11 protein-coding genes and 1 tRNA gene are annotated in these 19704 nt (G+C 63.7%); 5 read left to right on the forward strand and 7 right to left on the reverse strand.

What is annotated here, in order from left to right; all coding sequences use genetic code 11:
- Positions 1 to 42 precede the first annotated feature (42 nt).
- From J8I29_RS16915 to J8I29_RS16925, 3 genes are read left to right on the forward strand one after another with little or no spacing between them, the layout of a single operon-like run.
- Positions 43 to 1407, forward strand: coding sequence for an efflux RND transporter periplasmic adaptor subunit (locus J8I29_RS16915; RefSeq protein ID WP_209432539.1), 1365 nt, complete (start codon positions 43 to 45; stop codon positions 1405 to 1407).
- Complete coding sequence (locus tag J8I29_RS16920) at positions 1404 to 4592, forward strand: efflux RND transporter permease subunit (RefSeq protein WP_209432540.1); 3189 nt, start codon at positions 1404 to 1406, stop codon at positions 4590 to 4592. The genes J8I29_RS16915 and J8I29_RS16920 overlap by 4 nt, the downstream gene beginning before the upstream one ends.
- Positions 4589 to 7696: an efflux RND transporter permease subunit gene (locus tag J8I29_RS16925; protein WP_209432541.1), complete on the forward strand. Its 3108-nt coding sequence runs from the start codon at positions 4589 to 4591 to the stop codon at positions 7694 to 7696. The genes J8I29_RS16920 and J8I29_RS16925 overlap by 4 nt, the downstream gene beginning before the upstream one ends.
- Here J8I29_RS16925 and J8I29_RS16930 read toward each other — a convergent pair.
- Positions 7693 to 8373: a haloacid dehalogenase type II gene (locus tag J8I29_RS16930; RefSeq protein ID WP_209432542.1), complete on the reverse strand. Its 681-nt coding sequence runs from the start codon at positions 8371 to 8373 to the stop codon at positions 7693 to 7695. The two genes, J8I29_RS16925 and J8I29_RS16930, sit on opposite strands and share 4 nt — an antisense overlap.
- A 477-nt stretch (positions 8374 to 8850) precedes the next feature.
- Here J8I29_RS16930 and J8I29_RS16935 point away from each other — a divergent pair, with 477 nt between their 5' ends.
- Positions 8851 to 11652 (forward strand): ornithine decarboxylase, encoded by a 2802-nt coding sequence (locus J8I29_RS16935; protein ID WP_245197079.1) that lies wholly within the window; start codon positions 8851 to 8853, stop codon positions 11650 to 11652.
- 151 nt (positions 11653 to 11803) lie between these two features.
- Here J8I29_RS16935 and J8I29_RS16940 read toward each other — a convergent pair whose 3' ends face one another.
- From J8I29_RS16940 to J8I29_RS16965, 6 genes are all read right to left on the reverse strand, one after another.
- Positions 11804 to 13024: an ROK family transcriptional regulator gene (locus J8I29_RS16940; RefSeq protein WP_209432543.1), complete on the reverse strand. Its 1221-nt coding sequence runs from the start codon at positions 13022 to 13024 to the stop codon at positions 11804 to 11806.
- A 121-nt stretch (positions 13025 to 13145) separates the two neighbouring features.
- Positions 13146 to 13907 (reverse strand): SDR family NAD(P)-dependent oxidoreductase, encoded by a 762-nt coding sequence (locus J8I29_RS16945; protein ID WP_105863081.1) that lies wholly within the window; start codon positions 13905 to 13907, stop codon positions 13146 to 13148.
- A gap of 23 nt (positions 13908 to 13930) precedes the next feature.
- On the reverse strand, positions 13931 to 14875 hold the full coding sequence (locus J8I29_RS16950) for an ABC transporter permease (protein ID WP_209432544.1): 945 nt from the start codon (positions 14873 to 14875) through the stop codon (positions 13931 to 13933).
- Positions 14876 to 14877: 2 nt separating this feature from the next.
- Positions 14878 to 16380 carry a sugar ABC transporter ATP-binding protein gene (locus tag J8I29_RS16955; protein ID WP_209432545.1) on the reverse strand — a complete coding sequence of 501 codons (1503 nt, stop codon included), beginning with the start codon at positions 16378 to 16380 and terminating at the stop codon, positions 14878 to 14880.
- An 11-nt stretch (positions 16381 to 16391) separates the two neighbouring features.
- Complete coding sequence (locus J8I29_RS16960; RefSeq protein ID WP_209432546.1) at positions 16392 to 17351, reverse strand: ABC transporter permease; 960 nt, start codon at positions 17349 to 17351, stop codon at positions 16392 to 16394.
- A gap of 124 nt (positions 17352 to 17475) precedes the next feature.
- Entirely contained in the window at positions 17476 to 18567 is a 1092-nt protein-coding gene (locus J8I29_RS16965) for a sugar ABC transporter substrate-binding protein (protein WP_209432547.1), read from the reverse strand.
- A 280-nt stretch (positions 18568 to 18847) separates the two neighbouring features.
- Between J8I29_RS16965 and J8I29_RS16970 the strand changes: the two genes are divergently transcribed.
- Positions 18848 to 18937 (forward strand) — tRNA-Ser (locus J8I29_RS16970).
- The last annotated feature ends 767 nt before the right edge of the window (positions 18938 to 19704 follow it).

Here is a 19704-nt window from a genome sequence, read left to right on the forward strand (position 1 = left end):
CGAAACCCTGCTCGCGCCCGTTGCCGATTCGAGTGAGTTGAAATGCCCAGATTTTCGCGCAGCCTCGCGACATTGGCCGTTCTGCTGGCTGCCGGAATTGGGGCGGCCTATGTGACGCGCGACCGCTGGCGCGCCTCGGCTCCGCCATGGCTGCAGGCCTATCTGCCGCCGGCCGAGGGCGCGGGCCAGGGTACGCCCGCGGTATCGAGGGCGGGCGGCGGGCGCCGCGGGCGCCGCGGCAGCTTCGATGGCGGCCCCCTGCCCGTGCTGATTGCCGAGGCCAAGACGGCCGACGTGCCGGTCTATCTCTACGGGGTCGGCACTGTGAAGGCCTACAATACCGTGACGATCACGCCCCAGGTCAGCGGACAGATCGTCGACATGCCTTTTCGGGAGGGGCAGGACGTCAAAAAGGGGGACGTGATCGCCCGCATCGACGATTCGACCTACAAGGCTGCGCTGGACCAGGCCATCGCCAAGAGAGCCCAGGACCAAGCCCTGCTCGATAATGCCAGGCGCGACCTCGAACGCTATGTCGGCCTGGCCGCCAGCAATTCGGTAACCCGGCAGACAGCCGATACGCAGCGCGCCACCGTGGCGCAATACGAGGCGCAGCTCAAATCCGACGACGCAGCCATTGCCAGCGCGCGGGCAACCCTGGCCTACACCACCATTACCGCGCCGATCGACGGCCGCGCCGGTATTCGCAATGTGGATGTGGGGAATGTCGTCCAGGCATCGGGCAGCACGGGCCTGGTCACGCTGACGCAGCTCAAGCCCATCGCCGTGCTGTTCTCGGTGCCGCAACAGGCCTTGGCCGAGATCGCCCCGGCCAGCGGCAAGGAGCCGCTGCAGGTCGAGGCTCTTCGCGGCGACAGCAAGGTCCTGATCGACACGGGCAAGCTCGAAGTCATCAACAACGAGGTGGATGCCAGCACTGGCACGATTCAGCTCAAGGCCATTTTTCCCAACGATACGCTGGGGTTGTGGCCGGGCGCGTTCGTAAACGCCAAGCTCAAGGTGAGAACACTGGCAGGCGTCGTGGTTGCGCCGACCGCCGCAATCCAGCGTGGTCCCAACGGTACCTTCGTCTATGTGCTCGGTGATGACAGCACCGCCAAGATGCGTCCGGTCACCGTCAGCCAGCAAGGCGATGAGCAGGTTGTGGTCGATAGCGGCCTGAAGAATGGCGAGAAGATCATCACCACCGGCTTCGCCAGGTTGAGCGACGGCGCCAAGGTCGAGGTTTCCAAGCCGGGAGCCGTGCCGGCCGAGGACGACGACGAAGGCCTGGGTACGCCCGCTGCCACGCCCGAGACCGGCGGAAAGGCCGAGGGTGGGGATGGCCAGCCGCAACGCAAAGGGCATCGTCGCCAGCAGGGCGGCGGCGCAGCGCCAGCGCCATGAACGGGGTATCGGCCCCCTTCATCCTTCGGCCGATCGCCACTTCGCTGCTCGGCATCGCCGTGCTGCTGGGGGGGCTGCTCGGTTATTTTGCCCTGCCGATCGCCCCCCTGCCCCAGGTCGATTTCCCGACCATCCAGATCACCACCCAGTTGCCGGGGGCCGAACCGGAAACCATGGCAAAACTGGTGACGGCGCCCTTGGAGCGCAATCTCGGTCAGATCCCGTCGATTGCGACCATGGTGTCGTCCTCGGCTTTCGGCATCAGCCAGATCACGCTGCAGTTCAATCTCGATCGCGACATCGACGGGGCGGCCCAGGACGTGCAGGCGGCGATCAATGCCTCGGCCTCCACCCTGCCCTCGGGACTGCCCTATCCGCCGAGCTATGCCAAGGTGAACCCGGCCGATACGCCGATCCTGACGCTGGCGCTGCGCTCGAAGACGCAGACCATCCGCAACCTGTCCGACATGGCCGATACCCTGCTGGCCCAGCGTTTCGCCGAAGTCAGCGGCGTCGGCCATGTCGACGTGCAGGGGGGCGTACGCCCGGCCTTGCGGGTGCAGGTCAACCTGGCCCGGGCTGCTGCCTATGGCCTCGGCCTGGAGGACATCAGGCTCGCCATCACCACTTCGACCGTTGCCGGCGCCAAGGGTTCGCTCAACGGCGCGGCCCAGTCCTATACGATCGCGGCGAATGACCAGATCAGCGCGGCCGATGCCTTCGCCGACGTGGTGATCGCCTACCGCAACAGCGCTCCCGTGCGGCTCAAGGACATCGCCAATGTGGTCGAGGGCCTGGAGAACGCACGCGTGGGCGCCTATTACAACGGCCAGCCGGCAGTGGTGATCGACATCATGCGCCAGCCGGGCGCCAATGTGATCGCCACGGTGAACAGCGTGCTGGCGGCGCTGCCCGAGCTTCGCCGCAGCCTGCCGGCCGATGTTTCGCTCGAGGTCGTCAACGATCGCACCCAGACCATCCAGGCCTCGATCGACGAAGTGGAGATGACGCTGGCCCTCAGCGTCGGCCTGGTGATCCTCGTCGTCTTCATCTTTCTCAGGACCCTGCGCGCCACCATCATCGCCGGCGTCGCGCTGCCGCTCTCGCTGATCGCTTCCTTCGGCGTCATGTGGTTCTGCGGCTTCAGTCTCGACAATCTCTCGCTGATGGCGCTCACCATCGGCGCCGGTTTCGTGGTCGACGATGCCATCGTGATGATCGAGAACATCGTGCGGCACATCGAGGAAGGGGAGAAGCCTTTCGATGCCGCGCTCAAGGGCGCCAAGGAAATCGGCTTCACCATCATTTCGCTGACCGTGTCGCTGATCGCCGTCTTCATTCCTCTGCTGTTCATGACCGGTATCGTCGGGCGCATGTTCCGCGAATTCGCCCTGACCCTGACCATTGCCGTGGTGGTCTCGGCCGTGATCTCGCTGACCTTGACGCCGATGATGTGCGCGCGCCTGCTCAAATCGGGCCATGGCGAACGCAAGGGGCTGCTGGATTGGATCGACCGCGGCTTCGACACCGTCATCCGCGGCTATCGAGCCAGCCTCGTGTGGACGTTGCGCCATGGCTTCCTGATGCTGCTTCTGACGCTCGGCACGCTGGCGACCACGATCTGGCTCTATATCGCCATGCCCAAGGGCTTCCTGCCCCAGCAGGATACCGGGCTGATCACGGCTGTGATCCAGGCTGAGCCGACCGCCTCCTTCGATGCCATGAAGAAGGCCCAGGCGACCATTGCCGACATTGCCCGCAAAGACCCCGATATCCTCTCCACTGTGGCGAGCATCGGCGTCTCCGGGAGCAATCTGACCTCCAATACCGGCTCGCTCTCCCTGGTGCTCAAGCCGCGCAGCGCGCGCAAGGCGGACGCCACGGATATCATTCAGCGCCTGCAGGCGCAGACCAACCGGCTGCCAGGCCTGCGCGTGACCTATCAGAGCGTGCAGGATATCCGCATCACCGCCCGGGCCGGCCGGGCGCCCTACCAATATACGCTGACCGGAACCGATGCGGGCGACGTCGATCGCTGGGCCGATCAGTTGGCCGCCGAACTCGAACGCTCCGGCGTGATGCGCGACGTCACCTCGGAAGTGCAGAATGGCGGTGCCAAGCTGTTCGTGGATGTCGACCGGGACACGGCGTCCCGTCTCGGCGTCTCCATGCAAGACGTCTCCAACGCCCTGAACAACGCTTTCGGCCAGCGCCAGATCGCCACCATCTATGCGCAGGCCAACCAATATCGCGTCATCCTGGAAGCGGGGCCGGACGACCAGGTGGGACCGAGCGTGCTCAGCCGGATCTATGTTGCCAGTTCCGCCAGCACGTCGGGGCTTGCCACCACCACCAATCCCACCGCGGGGACGGTCGGTGCCAGCGGTACGGCAACCAACATACCGACAGCATCGGGCGCCACCGACAACCAGGTTCCCCTCAGCGCCTTCACCAGCATCCGTCATGAGACGGCGCCGCTGGTGGTCGAGCACGACGATCAGTTCCCTTCGGCGACCATCAGTTTCGATGTCGCTCATGGAGCCTCGCTCAGCGACGCCGTCGCCGCGATCCGCAAGGCACAGGCCGCGATCGGCATGCCGGCGTCGATCTCCACCCGCTTCACCGGCGACGCGGCGGAGTTCTCCTCCTCGCTCGCCAACCAGCCCTGGCTGATCCTGGCGGCGGTGATCACCATCTATATCGTGCTGGGCGTCCTCTATGAGAGCGCGATCCATCCGGTGACGATCCTCTCGACACTGCCATCGGCCGGCGTCGGCGCCCTGCTCGCGCTCGAATATACCGGCCACGAGCTTTCGCTCATCGCGCTGATCGGCATCGTGCTCCTGATGGGCATCGTGAAGAAGAACGCCATCATGATGATCGACTTCGCCATCGAGGCGCAGCGCGAGCAGGGCCTGGATCCGCATGAGGCGATCGTCACCGCATCCGCCCTGCGCTTCCGCCCCATCATGATGACCACCCTGGCCGCCCTGTTCGGCGCCCTGCCCCTGGCGCTCGGCCACGGCATGGGATCGGAACTGCGCATACCGCTCGGCATCACCATCATCGGCGGTTTGCTGCTCAGCCAGCTGCTGACGCTCTACACCACGCCGGTGATCTATCTCGGCTTCGAGCGGCTGCGTGAGCGCTTTGCCCGCAAGCCGCAGGCGATGCCGCAGACATGAGCATCTCGGAGCCCTTCATCCGCAGGCCGATCGGCACCATCCTGCTGGCGATGGGGCTCCTGCTGGTGGGGCTCGCCGCCTATCGCCAATTGCCGGTCTCGAGCCTGCCTGCCATCGACCTGCCGACCATCGTGGTGACGGCGAGCCGTCCTGGCGCCGACCCGTCGACCATGGCTGCCAGTGTCGCAGCGCCGCTCGAACGCAAGCTGGGGTCGATCGCGGGGGTGACCGAGATCACCTCGCGCTCGTCCCTCGGCTCCACCCTCATCATCATCCAGTTCGATATTTCGCGGAACGTCGACAGCGCGGCCCAGGATGTGCAGGCGGCCATCAATGCCGCAGCCTCCGACCTTCCGTCGGACTTGTCGACGGCGCCCTCCTTCCGCAAGTTCAACCCGAATGCCCGTCCGATCCTGATCCTGGCGATGACTTCCGACACGGTCGATGCCAGCGACATGTTCGATGCCGCCGACAGCGTGATCGTGCAGCGCATCTCCCAGGTCGAGGGGGTCGGCGAGGTCGCGGTCAGCGGGGCCGATCAGCCGGCAATCCGGGTCACACTCAACCCCGATCGCGTTTCTGCCATGGGCCTGTCGATGGAGGCGGTGCGCCAGGCGATCGTGGCGGCCAACGCCATCAGCCCCCTCGGTTCGCTGGATGGCCCCGACATCGTCATGGCGCTCGATACCGGGAGCCAGATGTCGGCCCCCGAGGATTATGCCTCCATCATCATCCGGGCCGGCAACGGCACCGCCGTGCGGCTTGGCGACATCGCCACGGTGGAGCGCGGTGTCCGCAACCTCAACTCCAGCGCAACCTATAACGGCAAGCCGGCGATCCTGCTCAACATCACCAAGGAAGCCAATGGCAACGTCATCGATACCGTGAACGCTATCAAGGCGTTATTGCCGGTTTTGAAGACACGAATTCCGGCCGGCATCGACATCGACATCCTGACCGACCGGACCACCACGATCCGCGCCAGCGTCGACGACATGCAATGGACGCTGATGGCTTCGGTCATCCTGGTCGTGCTTGTCGTCTTCGTCTTTCTTCGCCGCACTACGCCGGTCCTGGCGGCGGGTGTCACCGTGCCGCTTTCGCTGGCCGCCACCTTCGGCGCTATGTGGCTTGCCGATTTTTCCATCGACAATCTCTCCCTGATGGCGCTGGTCGTCTCGGTCGGTTTCGTCGTCGACGACGCCATCGTCATGGTCGAGAATGTGCATGCCAAACGAGAGGCCGGCCTGCCGCCGCTGCAGGCCGCCATCGAGGGCGCCCGGCAGATCGGCTTTACCGTGGTCTCGATCAGCCTTTCGCTCCTGGCCGTTTTCATTCCCTTGCTCTTTGCCGGAGGAATTACCGGCAAGTTCCTGTTCGAATTCGCAATGACGCTGGCTTTTGCGGTGATCGCCTCCACCGCGATCTCCCTCACCCTGACCCCGATGATCCTGGCCCATCGCGGCCATGACGGCATCGAGGCCAGGCGGGGACTGTTCGACCGCGCGATCGAGGGCGCACTGCGGCGGGTGGTGAGCCTCTACGGCGCCAGCCTGCGCGGTGTGCTCAATCACGGCTTCCTGACGCTGCTGGTGATCTTCGCCACGGTGTTCGGAACCGCATGGCTCTATTACGCCCTGCCGAAATCCCTGGTTCCTCAGGATGATGGCGGCTTCATTCAAGGTTTTTCTCAAGCATCGTCAGATGCCTCCTACGAAGCGGTGGTAGCCTGGCAGCGCGAGGTCGCGGCGATCATCCAGCGCAATCCCTACGTCACCGGCGTGGGCTCCTCCATCGGCTCGAGCCCCTTTGGCGGCACCAATTCCGGCCAGCTCAGCATTTCCTTGCTCCCTCCGGACCAGCGTCCGCCCACGGAGGATGTCATCGCGCAGTTGCGCAAGAGCGTGCGAGCGGTGGCCGGACTGAACGTCTTCATGTTCTCGCCGCAGGATGTGTCGGCGGGCGGGCGTCAGTCCCAGTCACAATATCAGTACACGCTTTGGTCCGGTGATGCCGACCTCCTGGTCGAATGGGCCCCGAAGGTGATGGAGAGGCTGAAGACCGTACCGGGTTTGACCGATGTAAATTCCGATAGGCAGCGCAACGGGTTGCAAGCCAAACTTGTCATCGACCGCGAGGCGGCGGCGCGTCTCGGTGTGGCCATCACGTCCATCGACAGCGCCCTCAACAATGCCTTTTCGCAGCGGCAGATCTCGACGATCTACACCCAGCGCAACCAGTATCGCGTGGTGCTTGCCGCCTCCCCCGAACAAAGCCGCGATCCCAGCGACATGACCGGCCTCTACGTGCCCGGCCGGTCGGGCCTGGTGCCGCTTTCGGCGGTTGCCTCGGTGGAACGCGGGTTAGCGCCGCAGCAAGTCAACCACCAGGGACAATATCCAGCCATTACCCTGTCCTACAATCTCGCGCCGGGCACCAAGATCCAGGAAGCCTCGGAGGCCATCGAGGGGGCGGTCGCCGGCATGCACCTGCCCGCCGAGATCAGGGGGGAATTTGCCGGCGATGCCAAGCAGGCGGCCCAAGCCGGATCAAGCCAGCCCTTGCTGATCCTGGCCGCCTTGCTGGCGGTCTACATCGTGCTCGGCGTGCTCTATGAGAGCCTGGCGCATCCGCTCACCATCCTCTCGACCCTGCCTTCGGCCGGATTGGGAGGGCTGCTTGCCCTGCATTTCGCCAATATGGAACTGACGATCGTCGCCTTCATCGGCATCATCCTGCTGATCGGCATCGTCAAGAAGAATGGCATCATGCTGGTGGATTTCGCCCTGGAAGCCGAACGGGACCGCAATCTCAGCGCCAGGGATGCCATCTTCGAGGCCTGCCTGGTGCGATTCCGGCCAATCCTGATGACCACCCTCGCCGCTATTCTGGGCGCCCTGCCCCTGATCCTGGCGACCGGCCCCGGCACGGAACTGCGCCGCCCGCTCGGCGTCACCATCGTCGGCGGCCTGATCGTCAGCCAGATCCTCACGCTCTATACCACGCCGGTGATCTATCTGATGCTGTCGCGCCTTCATCGCCGCTGGAGTGTCAAGCCCCAGCGGCCGGTGGAAGACACCAGGCCCGCCCCCAATCCGGGTTAAACGAACAGGGGCATGAGATCCATCAGGCTTCTACCCGTGGCATTGGGAGAAACACCCAGTCTTTCAGGAGGGTGGCCGGCACGGTTCACCCAAAAGGTGCGATAGCCGAACCAGGTTGCGCCGCAGATATCCCAGCCATTCGACGAGACGAAGAGGATGCGCTCGGGTGGCAGGTTCAGGCGGTCCGGGCCCAGCTGGTAGGCAGCTCTCGCCGTCTTGTAGCAGCCGGCCGCGTCGACACTGAGGACGTCGTCGAAGAGGCCATCAAGGCCCGATGACCGCAAGGCGGCCTCGAGCATGGCCGGCGTGCCATTCGAAAGGACGCCGAGCCGCAGACCCTTGTGCCTGAGATGGGTCAGGGCCGCGGAGGCTTCGGGAAAGCTCGGCAAGGAGCAATAGGCCGCCAGCAATTCGTCCCGGCTTTGCGGAGACGCGGTCAGGGCGAGCCGCTCGATCGAATAGTCCAGGGCGTCGGCCGTGACAGTCGCGAAATCGGTATAGTGACCGGCGATCGTACGCAGCCATGTGTAGTTGAGCTGCTTGTCGCGCCAGAGCGCGGAGAGCTGGGCGCCGTGACCGGGAAAAGCCTGTTCTGCCCTCTCGGTAATGAAGCCGAGATCGAGCAACGTGCCGTAAGCATCGAACAATATGGCTGAAAATGGAATGGAGATACTCATCGAAGAACCCTCGGAATGCGTCAAACGATGGAGGAGAGCAACGGTGATGCCCTCCGCCTGCGTGTTTCCAAGCGCCTTGAAAGGCAGGCGCATGGGCGAATGCCCACGGCAGGTCGGATGCCTGAGGGTGGCTCGCCTTTATCCCGCCATCCAATGATACCTGCCTATGGGGAAGATGAATGGAACGGCCCGCCGTCTCCTTGGAAATAGCTCCAGTGCCCGTTGAAATCCGCTTGTGCGACATCCCTGTGACTGTAATCTGCCTGTGGGCATCAGGAGATCTGGGGAGAATTGGCCGACAGATTCGACATTGAGCCGATCAGTATCTTCGACGATGCGTGACGAGCGCGGCGGTTGCCTGAAGGAATGTGTATGAAGCACTTTCAAGCCTTTCCTTCGGAAGACCAACCTATGATGTCCGCGATCACCTCTCGCGAAGAAATCACAAAATATAACGATAAGGCGTTGGAGGAATATATGAATGCCGGGATCTCGTTCGACAAAAGCAAGAATTCGCTGAGCCGTCATCGGAGCGTATGGGAAATGCGCTCGGAAAGCTGGATCGGCCTTGTCGACGATCTGAGCCGATTGGTGGCCCTCCCGCCTGATCATCCCGAACGCCAGTCCCGCCTGACCCATATCGGCGAGCTGATCGCCGCCCTGGCGCCGATCGAAAGCTATTGGGCCTTTCCGGGTGGAAGGGTTTTCGCCGATCTCTGCAGCTGGATCGAACGGGGTGAACTGGCGCGTGCGCATCAGACAGCGCGCCGCATCCATCGCGTGCTGGTAGCCCGGACCTATCGGCATGAGGCGAGCTCCCTCGATGGCGATGGCGAACTACCCTCCCAGATCGAGACCGAAAGCGAACGCCAGGCCCAATTGTCGCGCCCTTATTTCGAGGTGCTCATCGTCGACGAGATGTCGGCGAGCGAGGAGGCCGCGCTGCGCCGGCGCGTTCAGCGCAAGCGCCATGCCGAGGACGAGTTCATCTTCGACATCGTCATCGTGCCCAGTTTCGAAGACGCCCTGATCGCCACCCTGGTGAACTTCAATCTGCAGGCGGTGGTGATCCGCCACGGCTTTCCCTTCCGCTCGATCTATAGCGACGACATGCTGCGCCGCTTCCTTGACGGCGTTCAGGACGGCATCGAAACCATACCCGAATTCGAGCGAGGGCCCCTGCTCGGCCGCCAGATCGCGCGCTTGCGCCCGGAGCTCGACCTCTATCTCGTCACCGACATGAAGGTGGAGGACATCGCGGCGACGGCGGGCGAAGTATTCAAGCGCATCTTCTTCGGCGAAGAGGACCATGTCGAGCTCTACGGCGCCATCATGCAAGGCGTCGGCGAGCGCTACCACACCCCCTTCTTCGATGCCCTGCGCGATTATGCCAAGCAGCCGACGGGCGTGTTCCATGCCCTGCCCCTGGCCCGTGGCAAGGCGATCCTCAATTCGAGCTGGATCGGCGATCTCTCGCAATTCTACGGCATGAACCTGTTCATGGCCGAGACCTCGGCGACATCGGGCGGCCTGGATTCACTGCTCGATCCGGTCGGCCCTCTCAAGATCGCCCAGGAACACGCGGCGCGTGCCTTCGGCGCCCGGCGCACCTATTTCGCCACCAACGGCACCTCGACCTGCAACAAGATCGTGGTGCAGGCCCTGGTGCGGCCCGACGACATCGTGCTGGTCGACCGCAACTGCCATAAGTCGCATCATTACGGCCTGGTGCTGGCGGGCGCGCAGGTCGCCTACCTCGATTCCTATCCGCTCGATCAATATTCGATGTATGGCGCGGTGCCGATCCGCCATATCAAGCAGCAGCTGCTGAGCTTCAAGCGGGCCGGCACGCTCGATCGCGTCCGCATGGTGCTTTTGACCAACTGCACCTTCGACGGCATCGTCTACGACGTCGAGCGCGTCATGCTGGAATGTCTGGCGATCAAGCCCGATCTGGTCTTCCTGTGGGACGAGGCCTGGTTTGCGTTCGCGCGCTGCCATCCCGTCTATCGTCCGCGCACGGCCATGGCGACGGCGGCGCGCCTTGCCGAGATGTTCAAGGATCCGGCCTACGCCAAGCATTATGAGGAGTTCTCGGCCAGCGTCGATTGGGACGACGAGGAGGCGCTGCTCGAACGGCGATTGGTCCCGGATCCCGACAAGGTGCGCATACGCGCCTATGCCACCCATTCCACGCACAAGACCCTGACGGCCCTGCGCCAGGGCTCGATGATCCATGTCTGGGATCAGGATTTCCGCGACAAGGCGGAAGAGGCTTTCCACGAAGCCTATATGACCCATACCTCGACCTCGCCCAACTACCAGATCCTGGCTTCCCTCGATGTCGGGCGGAGGCAGGTGGAACTGGAGGGCTACGAGCTCGTGCAGCGCCAGCTCGAGCTCGCCATGAACCTGCGCGACCAGGTGCAGGCCCATCCCCTGCTCAAGCGTTACTTCCGCTTCCTGGCCGTCGGCGACCTCGTGCCGCTACAGCACCGGGAATCCGGTGTCGAAAGCTATTTCAACGAGGAGACGGGCTGGAACAATTTCGAGCTGGCGTGGCGCACCGACGAGTTCGCGCTCGACCCGACCCGGGCGACGCTGGCGATCGGCGCCACCGGTCTCGACGGCGACACTTTCAAGAACAAGGAGCTGATGGACAAATACGGCATCCAGATCAACAAGACCTCCCGAAACACCGTGTTGTTCATGACCAATATCGGTTCGACACGTTCGGCGGTGGCCTATCTGATCGAGGTGCTGGTCAAGATCGCCCGGGATCTCGACCGCCGCGCGGCAGACATGAGCAGCATCGAGCGGCGCATCCATGCCAAGAAGGTGCGTTCTCTGACGCTTGAACATCCGCCGCTGCCGGACTTTTCCAGCTTCCATCGGGCTTTCCGCGGCGACAATCTCGCCAGCAATACCCAGACCCGCAATGGCGATATCCGCAGCGCCTTCTTCCTGTCCTATGACGACAGCAATTGCGAGTACGTGAACATGATGGAGGCCTCGCGGGCGATCCAGGCGGGGCGCGAACTGGTCTCGGCCCTGTTCGTGATACCCTACCCGCCGGGCTTTCCCATCCTGGTGCCCGGCCAGGTCATCAGCATGGAGATCCTCCAGTTCATGTCGGCGCTGGACGTGCACGAGATCCACGGCTACCGCCCTGATCTCGGTTTCCGCATCTTCAGCGAGGAAGCCCTGGCCCGTACCGAAGAGCGGACTCTGGCCAAGACCACTGTGATCCAGGCCCAGCAGGAGGCCATGCAGAGCTGAAGCACGGTTTTCCGGCATCGGCTCGAAGCTTCCCGCTGATCGAACTCGTCATTACGAGCGAAGCGAAGCAATCCACGGGGGCCGCGCCGCGCCGAGCTGGATTGCTTCGCTTCGCTCGCAATGACGCTCGACTTAAAGAAAATGGACGGCGTCAGAACAGATTGCCGTAGAGCGGCATGGCGGCGGCGCCGAGGGCCGCGACCAAATCGCTCGGTGCCTGCGCCCGTTCCAGCACGATGGGCCTGGGGCGTGCATTCATCTGATAGGCGGCAACAGTCCGGCGTGTGCGCTCGACCAGGCGTCCCAGTACGGGTTCGGGCAGCAGGCCGCTCATCAGGATGTTGGATATGTCGACGATGTTGGAGACGCTGGTCAGGGCGCGGCCGAGATCGGTGCCCGCCTGCTCGACCCAGCGGCCGAGATCGGGATCGTCACAAAAGCCCGGTGCGGTGAAATCAAGGGCCTCGACGGTAGGCTTGCCCAGGAAACGCGCCAGTCCGCGCAGTGACACCACCGTTTCCAGGCACCCCCGGGCGCCGCAATAGCAGATCTCGCCGTCGGGATAGGTGTGGATATGGCCGATCTCGCCGGCATTGCCATAGGAGCCGCGCACCGCCCGGCGATTGAAGATCAGGGCGCCTCCAAGGCCATAGCCGACAAAGGCATAGATGTAGCTCGGCAGATGGTGGCCGCCGCCGAACCAGTATTCGCCCAGACCGGCGGCCGCCCCGTTGATGGCGATGAAGACATCGTGCCCGATCCGTTCGGACAGGGCCTTTTCGAAGGGATAGTTGCGCCAGGCGGGATATTGGCTCGATTGCCCGACGGCGCCCCTGTCGTGATCGACCGGCCCCATGACCGAGACACCGACGCCCAAGAGGCGATTCGGCCGCAGCGGGTGGGCATCGAGACGGGAGAAGAGCGTGGCGAGGAGATGGGTGGAAGCTTCAGGCTCCTCGATACGCAACTGCTCCTTCTCATGCGCAATGATGTTGCCGGCCACATCGACGAGCACGGCCCGGGCGAATTCATGGTCGAAATGCAGGCCGATCGTGGCGGCATAGCCCGAGATCAGGCGCAATCCACGGATGGGCTGCCCAAGGCGGGGACGCCCGGCACCATCCGCAGCCGGCGTGGCGGCCACTTCCGCCACCAGCCCCTCTTCCATCAACGCCGCGACGATCTGGGTGATGGCAGAAGGGGTCAGGCCCGTCTCAGCGGCGAGATGCGTGCGTCCGATCCCCGGTGACTGCCGGATGCCTTCGATGACCAGGCCACGATTGAGATCGCCGACCCGCGAGGCATTGTAGCCTCGCTGCCTGCGCCGCCCGGCGGACGATGGGACCGGTCCTTCCCGGCTGGACTCATTCATGACGCGACCGATACCGGCAGGGTGTCAGCCCTGCCCCTACGAGACATTCCTGTCTACACCCTAAAGCGCTTTGCGGTTCGGCGGAATTGCCAAGAATCGCAAAAAGAGGTCGATAGCGGCATCAGCGCGTCAGATAGCCGCCGTCCACGACCAGCACCTCGCCGGTGACATAGCTCGACGCCGGCGCGCACAGGAACAGCACGCAGGCGGCGACTTCCTCCGGCTGCCCGACCCTGGCCATTGGGGTCATGTCGCGCCAGATCGGGAACCACTCCGGGTTTTCGATGCCGCCGCGCGACATGTTGGTGTCGATATAGCCGGGCGCCACCGCGTTGATGCGGATGTTCTCGGCGGCGAACTCGCTGGCCAGGCTCTTCGTCATCATGTGAACCGCGGCCTTGGAGGCGTTGTAGGCGACCTGGTTCTGCGGCACGTTGGAAATGAATCCCGAAATCGAGCCGACATTCACGATCGCGCCGCTGCCTTGCTTGCGCATCGGCACGAGGGCGGCGCGGCAGCCGCGAAAGACGGCATCGACATTGGTGTCCATCACCTGGCGCCAGCGCTCCTCGTCGAAATCGGGGGTATCGCCGTGGCTGGCGATGCCGGCATTGTTGACGAGGATGTCGAGCCGCCCCCAGCGCGCGAGGGCGGCATCGACCAGTTGCTGCGGCGCGGCCGGATCGCGAATGTCGGCCTGGACGAAGGCGACGTCATAGCCGGCATCGGCCAGGCTCTTCTCGGCCTCCTCGACCTTGCTTCGTCCTGAAATCAGGAGCTTCGCGCCTGCCTCGCCCAAAGCGTGGGCGACCGCGAGCCCAATGCCGCGATTGCCGCCGGTGATGAGAGCGGTCTTGCCGTCCAGACGAAATTTCTCGAGCATCCGTTTTTCCTATGTGGTGGTGGCTATTTCATCACGCCCTTGGGCGCGTGGCCGCTGTTGAGGCAGACAGCCAGGATCAGGATCGTGCCGAAGACGATCTGTTGAGCGAGGGCGTTGACGCCCACGAAGGTCATGCCCGTGCGGAAGACTGCGATCAGCATGGTGCCCGCCAGCGTACGCAGGACGCCGCCATTGCCGCCGGTCAGCGAGGTGCCGCCCAGCACGACGGCGGCAATGGCCGGGAGCAGGAATTCGTTGGCGATGGTGGGCGTACCGCTCGACAGGCGGCCCGCCAGCATGATCCCGGACAGCCCGGCAAAGGCGCCGGCCAGGGCAAAGACGGCAAGCTTGATCCGGATGACGCGAATGCCGGACACGGTCGCGGCAGGTTCGCTGCAGCCCACGGCCTTCATCATCTTGCCGAAAGGCGTCGCCTGCTCCAGCACGAAGGCCAGGACGAAGACGACCAGGCCGACCCAGATTTCATTGGGCAGGCCGAGCGTGGAGCCGATGATCCAGCCCAGGGTGTCGCCGCGGACGTCGCCGGCGATGCCGACGGCCCTCTGGCCCGAAATCCACAAAGCCGCCGTCGCCGCGATGCCGCCGGTGGCAAGGGTGGCGACGAAGCTCGGGATACGCAGCTTGCCATGCACGAAGCCTGAAAGCAGGCCGAACATCCCGCCTATGACGATGGCGGCCGGAATGGCGGCCAGGCCATATCCGGGCAGTAGAAGGGCGAGCACGATGGAGGCGACGGCCGCCACCGATTGCATCGACAGATCGACCGACCCGACATAGATCACGAAGGTCATGCCGAGGGCCATCACGAACAGCGTGGCATTGTCCGCCATCAGGCCGATCAGGGTCATGGGATCGAGAAAGCGCGCGTCGAACAGGCCCACGACGAGGATGGCGAGGATCAGCGCGATCCAGGGCAGATAGGGCGTAAGGGAACGCAGACGTACCATGCTCACACCATGTGCCGGATGAGGTCGAGCGGTTCAGGCGGCGGGACCGCCAGCGTGTCGAAGCGTGCTGTCTGGCGCCCGTCCTTCATCACGATGATGGTGTGGGCCAGTCCGAGTGCCTCTTCCAGGGTGTCGCCGATCAGGATGACGGAACAGCCATTGGCGCAAAGCTCGCGGATCAGGCCGTAGACATCCTCCTTGGCGCCGACATCGAGGCCACGGGTGGGATGATCGAGCAGGAAGATGCGCGCCCCGGCATTGTACCATTTCGCCAGCACGACCTTTTGCTGATTGCCGCCCGACAGATTTGCGCAAAGCGTATCGGCGCCGGGGGTCTTGATCCGCATGCGGTCGATGAGGCTGTGCGTCGCGCGGCCGATCTCGCCGAATTTGAGGATGCCGAAGCGACTCATGCCGCCGAGATGAGCGAGGCTGATGTTCTCCTCGACCGTCATTTCTTCGACGATGCCTTCGAATTTGCGCTCGCGCGGGACATAGCCGAGCCCGAGGGACACCGCCTGGCTGGGGGAGACGAAACGCAGATTGCGTCCACGATAATGAGCACTGCCGAGGTGGATCTTCTCCAGGCCGAACAGGCTGCGGATCAGGGCCTCGCTGCCGGCCCCCTCGGTGCCGACAAGGGCGAGGACCTCACCCACATGAAGGTCGAGATCGATGTCGGCATAAGCCCGAGCCCGCGCCAGCCCCCTGGCCTTCAGGGCTATTTCCGCCCCAAATGGCGCCCGTCTGTCCTCCTTGTAATAGGAGCCCGTGGCGGCGCGCCCGACCATCAGGTGATGGATGCGTTCCGGGCTTGCCTCATCCTTGCTCATCTGGCTGACGACCACGCCATCCTTGAGAACGTAGATCCGGTCGGAAATGTCGATGACCTCGTCGAGCCGGTGCGAGACGAAGATGATGCCAGCCCGCTGCTTCAGCTTGCGGATGACATCGAAGAGGATGTCGATCTCCGCCTGCTCCAGTACCGACGTCGGTTCGTCGAGCAGGATGCACAGGCTTCCCTCCACCGCCTCCTCCAGGGTCAGGACCTTGGCGAGTTCGACCATCTGGCGCTGCACGAAGCTGAGTTCGGAGGTGATGGTCAGGGGATCGATGTCCAGGCCGACCTTTGCGAGCTGATGCCTGGCGGCCGCGGCCATGCGCCGCCAATCGATGCGGCCGAGGCGGATGTACGGGGTTTCGTTTCCGAGGAAGATGTTCTCCGCCACCGACAGGTTGGTGATCAGGGATTGCTCCTGGAACACCATGCCGATGCCGCGAGCCGCCGCATCCTTGGGGCCGGTGATCGAGCCGGCCTTGCCGTGAATGCGGATCTCGCCGGCATCGGGTTGATTGATGCCGTTGAGCACCTTCATCAGCGTCGATTTGCCGGCCCCGTTCTCTCCGACCAGTCCGACGACTTCGCCGGCCGACACGGTAATCGATACATTCTTGAGGGCTTCGACCTTGCCGAAGCGCTTGGTGATGCCGAGAAGTTCGAGCACGGCGCCGACCCTCACTTCACCACGGAGAGCGCGCGCAGGGGCGTGTTCAAGAGCACCGCCCCGATGATCACCACGCCGAGCACGCCCTGCTGCACGAAAGTCGGCAGGCCGATGATGATCATGCCGTTGTTGAGCACCATCACGATCAGCACACCGACGAGCGTGTTGAACACCCCGCCCGTGCCGCCGGTCAGGGCAGTTCCGCCCACCACGACGGCGCTGACGGCGGTGAAGAGCTGTCCGCTGCCGATCAGGGCGCTGCCGGCTCCCAGCCGCGCGCAGGCCAGGACGGCTCCGACCCCGAAGAAGACGCCCGCCAGGGTAAAGGCCAGGATGCGGACGCGGCCAGCGGCCACGCCGGAAGCCCTGGCGAGGTCCTCGCCGCCTCCCAGCGCCATGATGTGGCGGCCGAGGCGGGTATGATCCTGCACATACCAGGCGACGAGCAGCATGAAGGCCGCGACATAGACGGCCAGGGGAACCCCGCCCAGGCGAGAGAGCGCTAGAGCACGGATCGACGGATCGAGGATCTGCACCCTCTCGCCGCCGAGCAGGACCGTGGCGAGGCCGGTGCCGACGAAGCCCATGCCGAGGCTGACCATGAAGGATGGCACCTTCATGACCACATGGATGGTCCCGACGATGCAGCCGAAGATGGCAGCCGTCGCCAGCGCCAGCGGCAGCGCCAGCAGGCCGAGATTGAATCCGCTGCCGGTGGAATTGGCCACGAAGGCGCAAAGCGCGGCCGCCGTCACGGCCATCGAGCCCTCGATCGACAGATCGATCGACCCCATCAGGATGATGAAAGTCACGCCCAGAGCCAGGGTCAGCGGCGCTGCCGCCGATGCGGCCACGCGGATGAGGTTGCCGAGCGAGAGGAACTGGGCATCCAGCAGCGAAATGCCGAGGCAGAGGCCGAACAGGACCATGACCGGCGCGGCACGCGCGAAGGATTGTCTGGAGATCACCATTTCGACAGTCTCGGTTCGAGAATTCCGCCTGGATCCCTGCGAGAGGGGCGATGCGCGGCCGCCGGTGAGGAAAGGTTGGGAGAGACCTTGCCCCGCGGGCCGCGCATCGCCGACGGGCGCGATCTCAATAGGTGATCTGGCCCGTAACCTTGCCCCACAGATCGTTCCAGTCGACCTTGGGGGTCTCGTCAATATTGGCCTTCCAATAGGCCTCGACATCCGCCTGCGTGATCAGGACGCCGGTACCGTAGAATTCTCGGTGCTCCTTGGGTTCCTTGGAAGGAGAGAAAGCACCGGTCGCCGCGTGATAGCCGAGGGAAAGGGCGATGCCGCCGATCCAGTAGGGGTTCCAGTCGACGGTCGCGGCCATCTCCTTGTTGCGGATTGCCGTGACTGCATCCTTGGTGCCGTCGATGCCGGTCACCAGGACCTTGCCGGCCAGGCCCTCGGCGCGCAGCGCCTCGAGCGCCCCGACGGCCATGCCGTCATTGGCGGCCCAGATGCCCTTGATCTTGTCGCCGAAGCGCGTGATCCAGGCGGCCACGACATTGTTGGCCTTGGTGGAATCCCAGTCGGCATCCTGGAAATCGAGGAGTTCCACCTTGCCATTGGCCTTGATCGCATTCATCAGGCCTTGCTTGCGCTGGATGGCCGGGGCGTTGGAGGCAATGCCGCCAAGCGCCACGATGCCGCCCTCGCCGCCGAAACTGTCGAACAGGGCCTTGGCCGTCTGCTCACCGGCCGGCACGCCGTTGAACGACATGTGGGCGACGTAATTGTCGCCGAAATCCCAGGGATGCAGGTCGTCCGGTTTGTTCCACACCGTCACGACATGCGCGCCGGCCTTGGTGACGGCTTCCACGATCGGCCGGGCATCGGGGACATCGTTGGGATCGACGCCGAGCACCAGCTTGTTGCCGACCTTGGCGAGCATGGCCTTGATGTCGGCGATTCCCTTTTCACTGTTGCCCTCCGTCACCAGGGCCGCATAGGGCGCACTCACCGTATCGGCATACGCCTTCGATCCTTTGTCCCAAGCGACGTGAAAGGCGTTCGACAGCGAACGGATCGAGCTGGCGAGCTGAAGGTCTGAAGCCGCGAAGGCGCGTCTTGCCCCGGGAGGCAGCAACAGCGACCCGGCCGCGAGGGCCGAGCCGATCAGGAAACGGCGGCGTTCGATCAGGGCCGCCTCAATGAATTCAAGGCTAGAAGCCATTGGACAATTCCTCCTCGGATCTCGTTGTTCGAGAGGCGGTTTTTTCATGCTTCTGGTTCGTCCCGCCGAGATTTAGTTAAATTGATGAATTTAAGTGAGTCAAGCGTGTTTCTGTCGGTAGAATGTGGGGGCCGCTCATGGCACAAGCCAAACCGCGGCGCGCCCCACCATGCGGCACCAGCCATGGGACGATCAAAGCCCCTTCTCGACGCGGAAGGTCTTGACGAAGCCCCCTACTCTGCTAGACCGCCCCTATTCGCACGCAGCGGTGCGAAGGCGCGGAAGGGTGGCCGAGTGGTTTAAGGCAACGGTCTTGAAAACCGTCGTAGGCGCAAGTCTACCGTGGGTTCGAATCCCACCCCTTCCGCCACTTCACAACGCCTTTGAGCCTGCCGCACCAGTCGCGCTCAATACGCCGAAGTCGCGTCCGCAACACCTGCCATCATCTCCTTCGGAAGTTTCCTGTGGGGACCGCTAACGGGTCGCATGCAGCAACCATGAAGATCGCCGGCGTACCTGCCGGTTATCCCTGGACAATTACTTCGGTCCAGGGGTTTGCCGGGCTTGTGGCCGGGTAGCACCACAAGAAAAGGACGCAGGCTGTTGCGCCTGTTTCCAAAGATAGAGTGCGCCGGCATCCCAGCTGGATAGAAGCGGACGCCTCTGCCCAACCCCCGCCTGGGACTTTCGCGCCCAGCGTCCTTTCCCTTGATCGTGGCAATCACTTGTGGCCGCCCGCCCAGGCCGCCGCCGGGCGTGCCATAGTCTGATTCTTCAGACCAGGTCATAAAATCCATCCTACTTGCTGCTTTGCAACAAATATTCAAAGATGCAAATCAACGCAGCGGGGGCAGCGAAATTCATGAATATATCGATTTATAGAACCGCGCCTGACTAGCTTAATTCGAAAAAGCTCGGCTTTTTCTGGTGCGGTTTATTTGGGATTGCCAAAATTGCTCGTCGATTATTGCTGCGCGCTGAGCATGCTCAGGTGCGAAGCAAAGCGATCATCCCATCCGGCAAAGCAGGCCCAACGAAGAATAGCCGCTCTGTCATGAGCGAAAACGGGGATGATGATGACGGACATAAGACCACATGAACAGGCCGATCCCGGCCGTCGCGAACTGCTTGCCCTCG

The organism is Labrys sp. LIt4 (genome assembly GCF_017813775.1).
Taxonomy (GTDB): Bacteria; Pseudomonadota; Alphaproteobacteria; order Rhizobiales; family Labraceae; genus Labrys; species Labrys okinawensis_A.

Coding starts and splice junctions, on each gene's coding strand:
- J8I29_RS16920 (WP_209432540.1), top strand. CDS start 1,404: ATGAACGGGGTATCGGCCCCCTTCATCCTTCGGCCGATCGCCACTTCG.
- J8I29_RS16950 (WP_209432544.1), bottom strand. CDS start 14,875: ATGGTACGTCTGCGTTCCCTTACGCCCTATCTGCCCTGGATCGCGCTG.
- J8I29_RS16925 (WP_209432541.1), top strand. CDS start 4,589: ATGAGCATCTCGGAGCCCTTCATCCGCAGGCCGATCGGCACCATCCTG.
- J8I29_RS16960 (WP_209432546.1), bottom strand. CDS start 17,351: ATGGTGATCTCCAGACAATCCTTCGCGCGTGCCGCGCCGGTCATGGTC.
- J8I29_RS16940 (WP_209432543.1), bottom strand. CDS start 13,024: ATGAATGAGTCCAGCCGGGAAGGACCGGTCCCATCGTCCGCCGGGCGG.
- J8I29_RS16965 (WP_209432547.1), bottom strand. CDS start 18,567: ATGGCTTCTAGCCTTGAATTCATTGAGGCGGCCCTGATCGAACGCCGC.
- J8I29_RS16935 (WP_245197079.1), top strand. CDS start 8,851: ATGAATGCCGGGATCTCGTTCGACAAAAGCAAGAATTCGCTGAGCCGT.
- J8I29_RS16945 (WP_105863081.1), bottom strand. CDS start 13,907: ATGCTCGAGAAATTTCGTCTGGACGGCAAGACCGCTCTCATCACCGGC.
- J8I29_RS16930 (WP_209432542.1), bottom strand. CDS start 8,373: ATGAGTATCTCCATTCCATTTTCAGCCATATTGTTCGATGCTTACGGC.
- J8I29_RS16915 (WP_209432539.1), top strand. CDS start 43: ATGCCCAGATTTTCGCGCAGCCTCGCGACATTGGCCGTTCTGCTGGCT.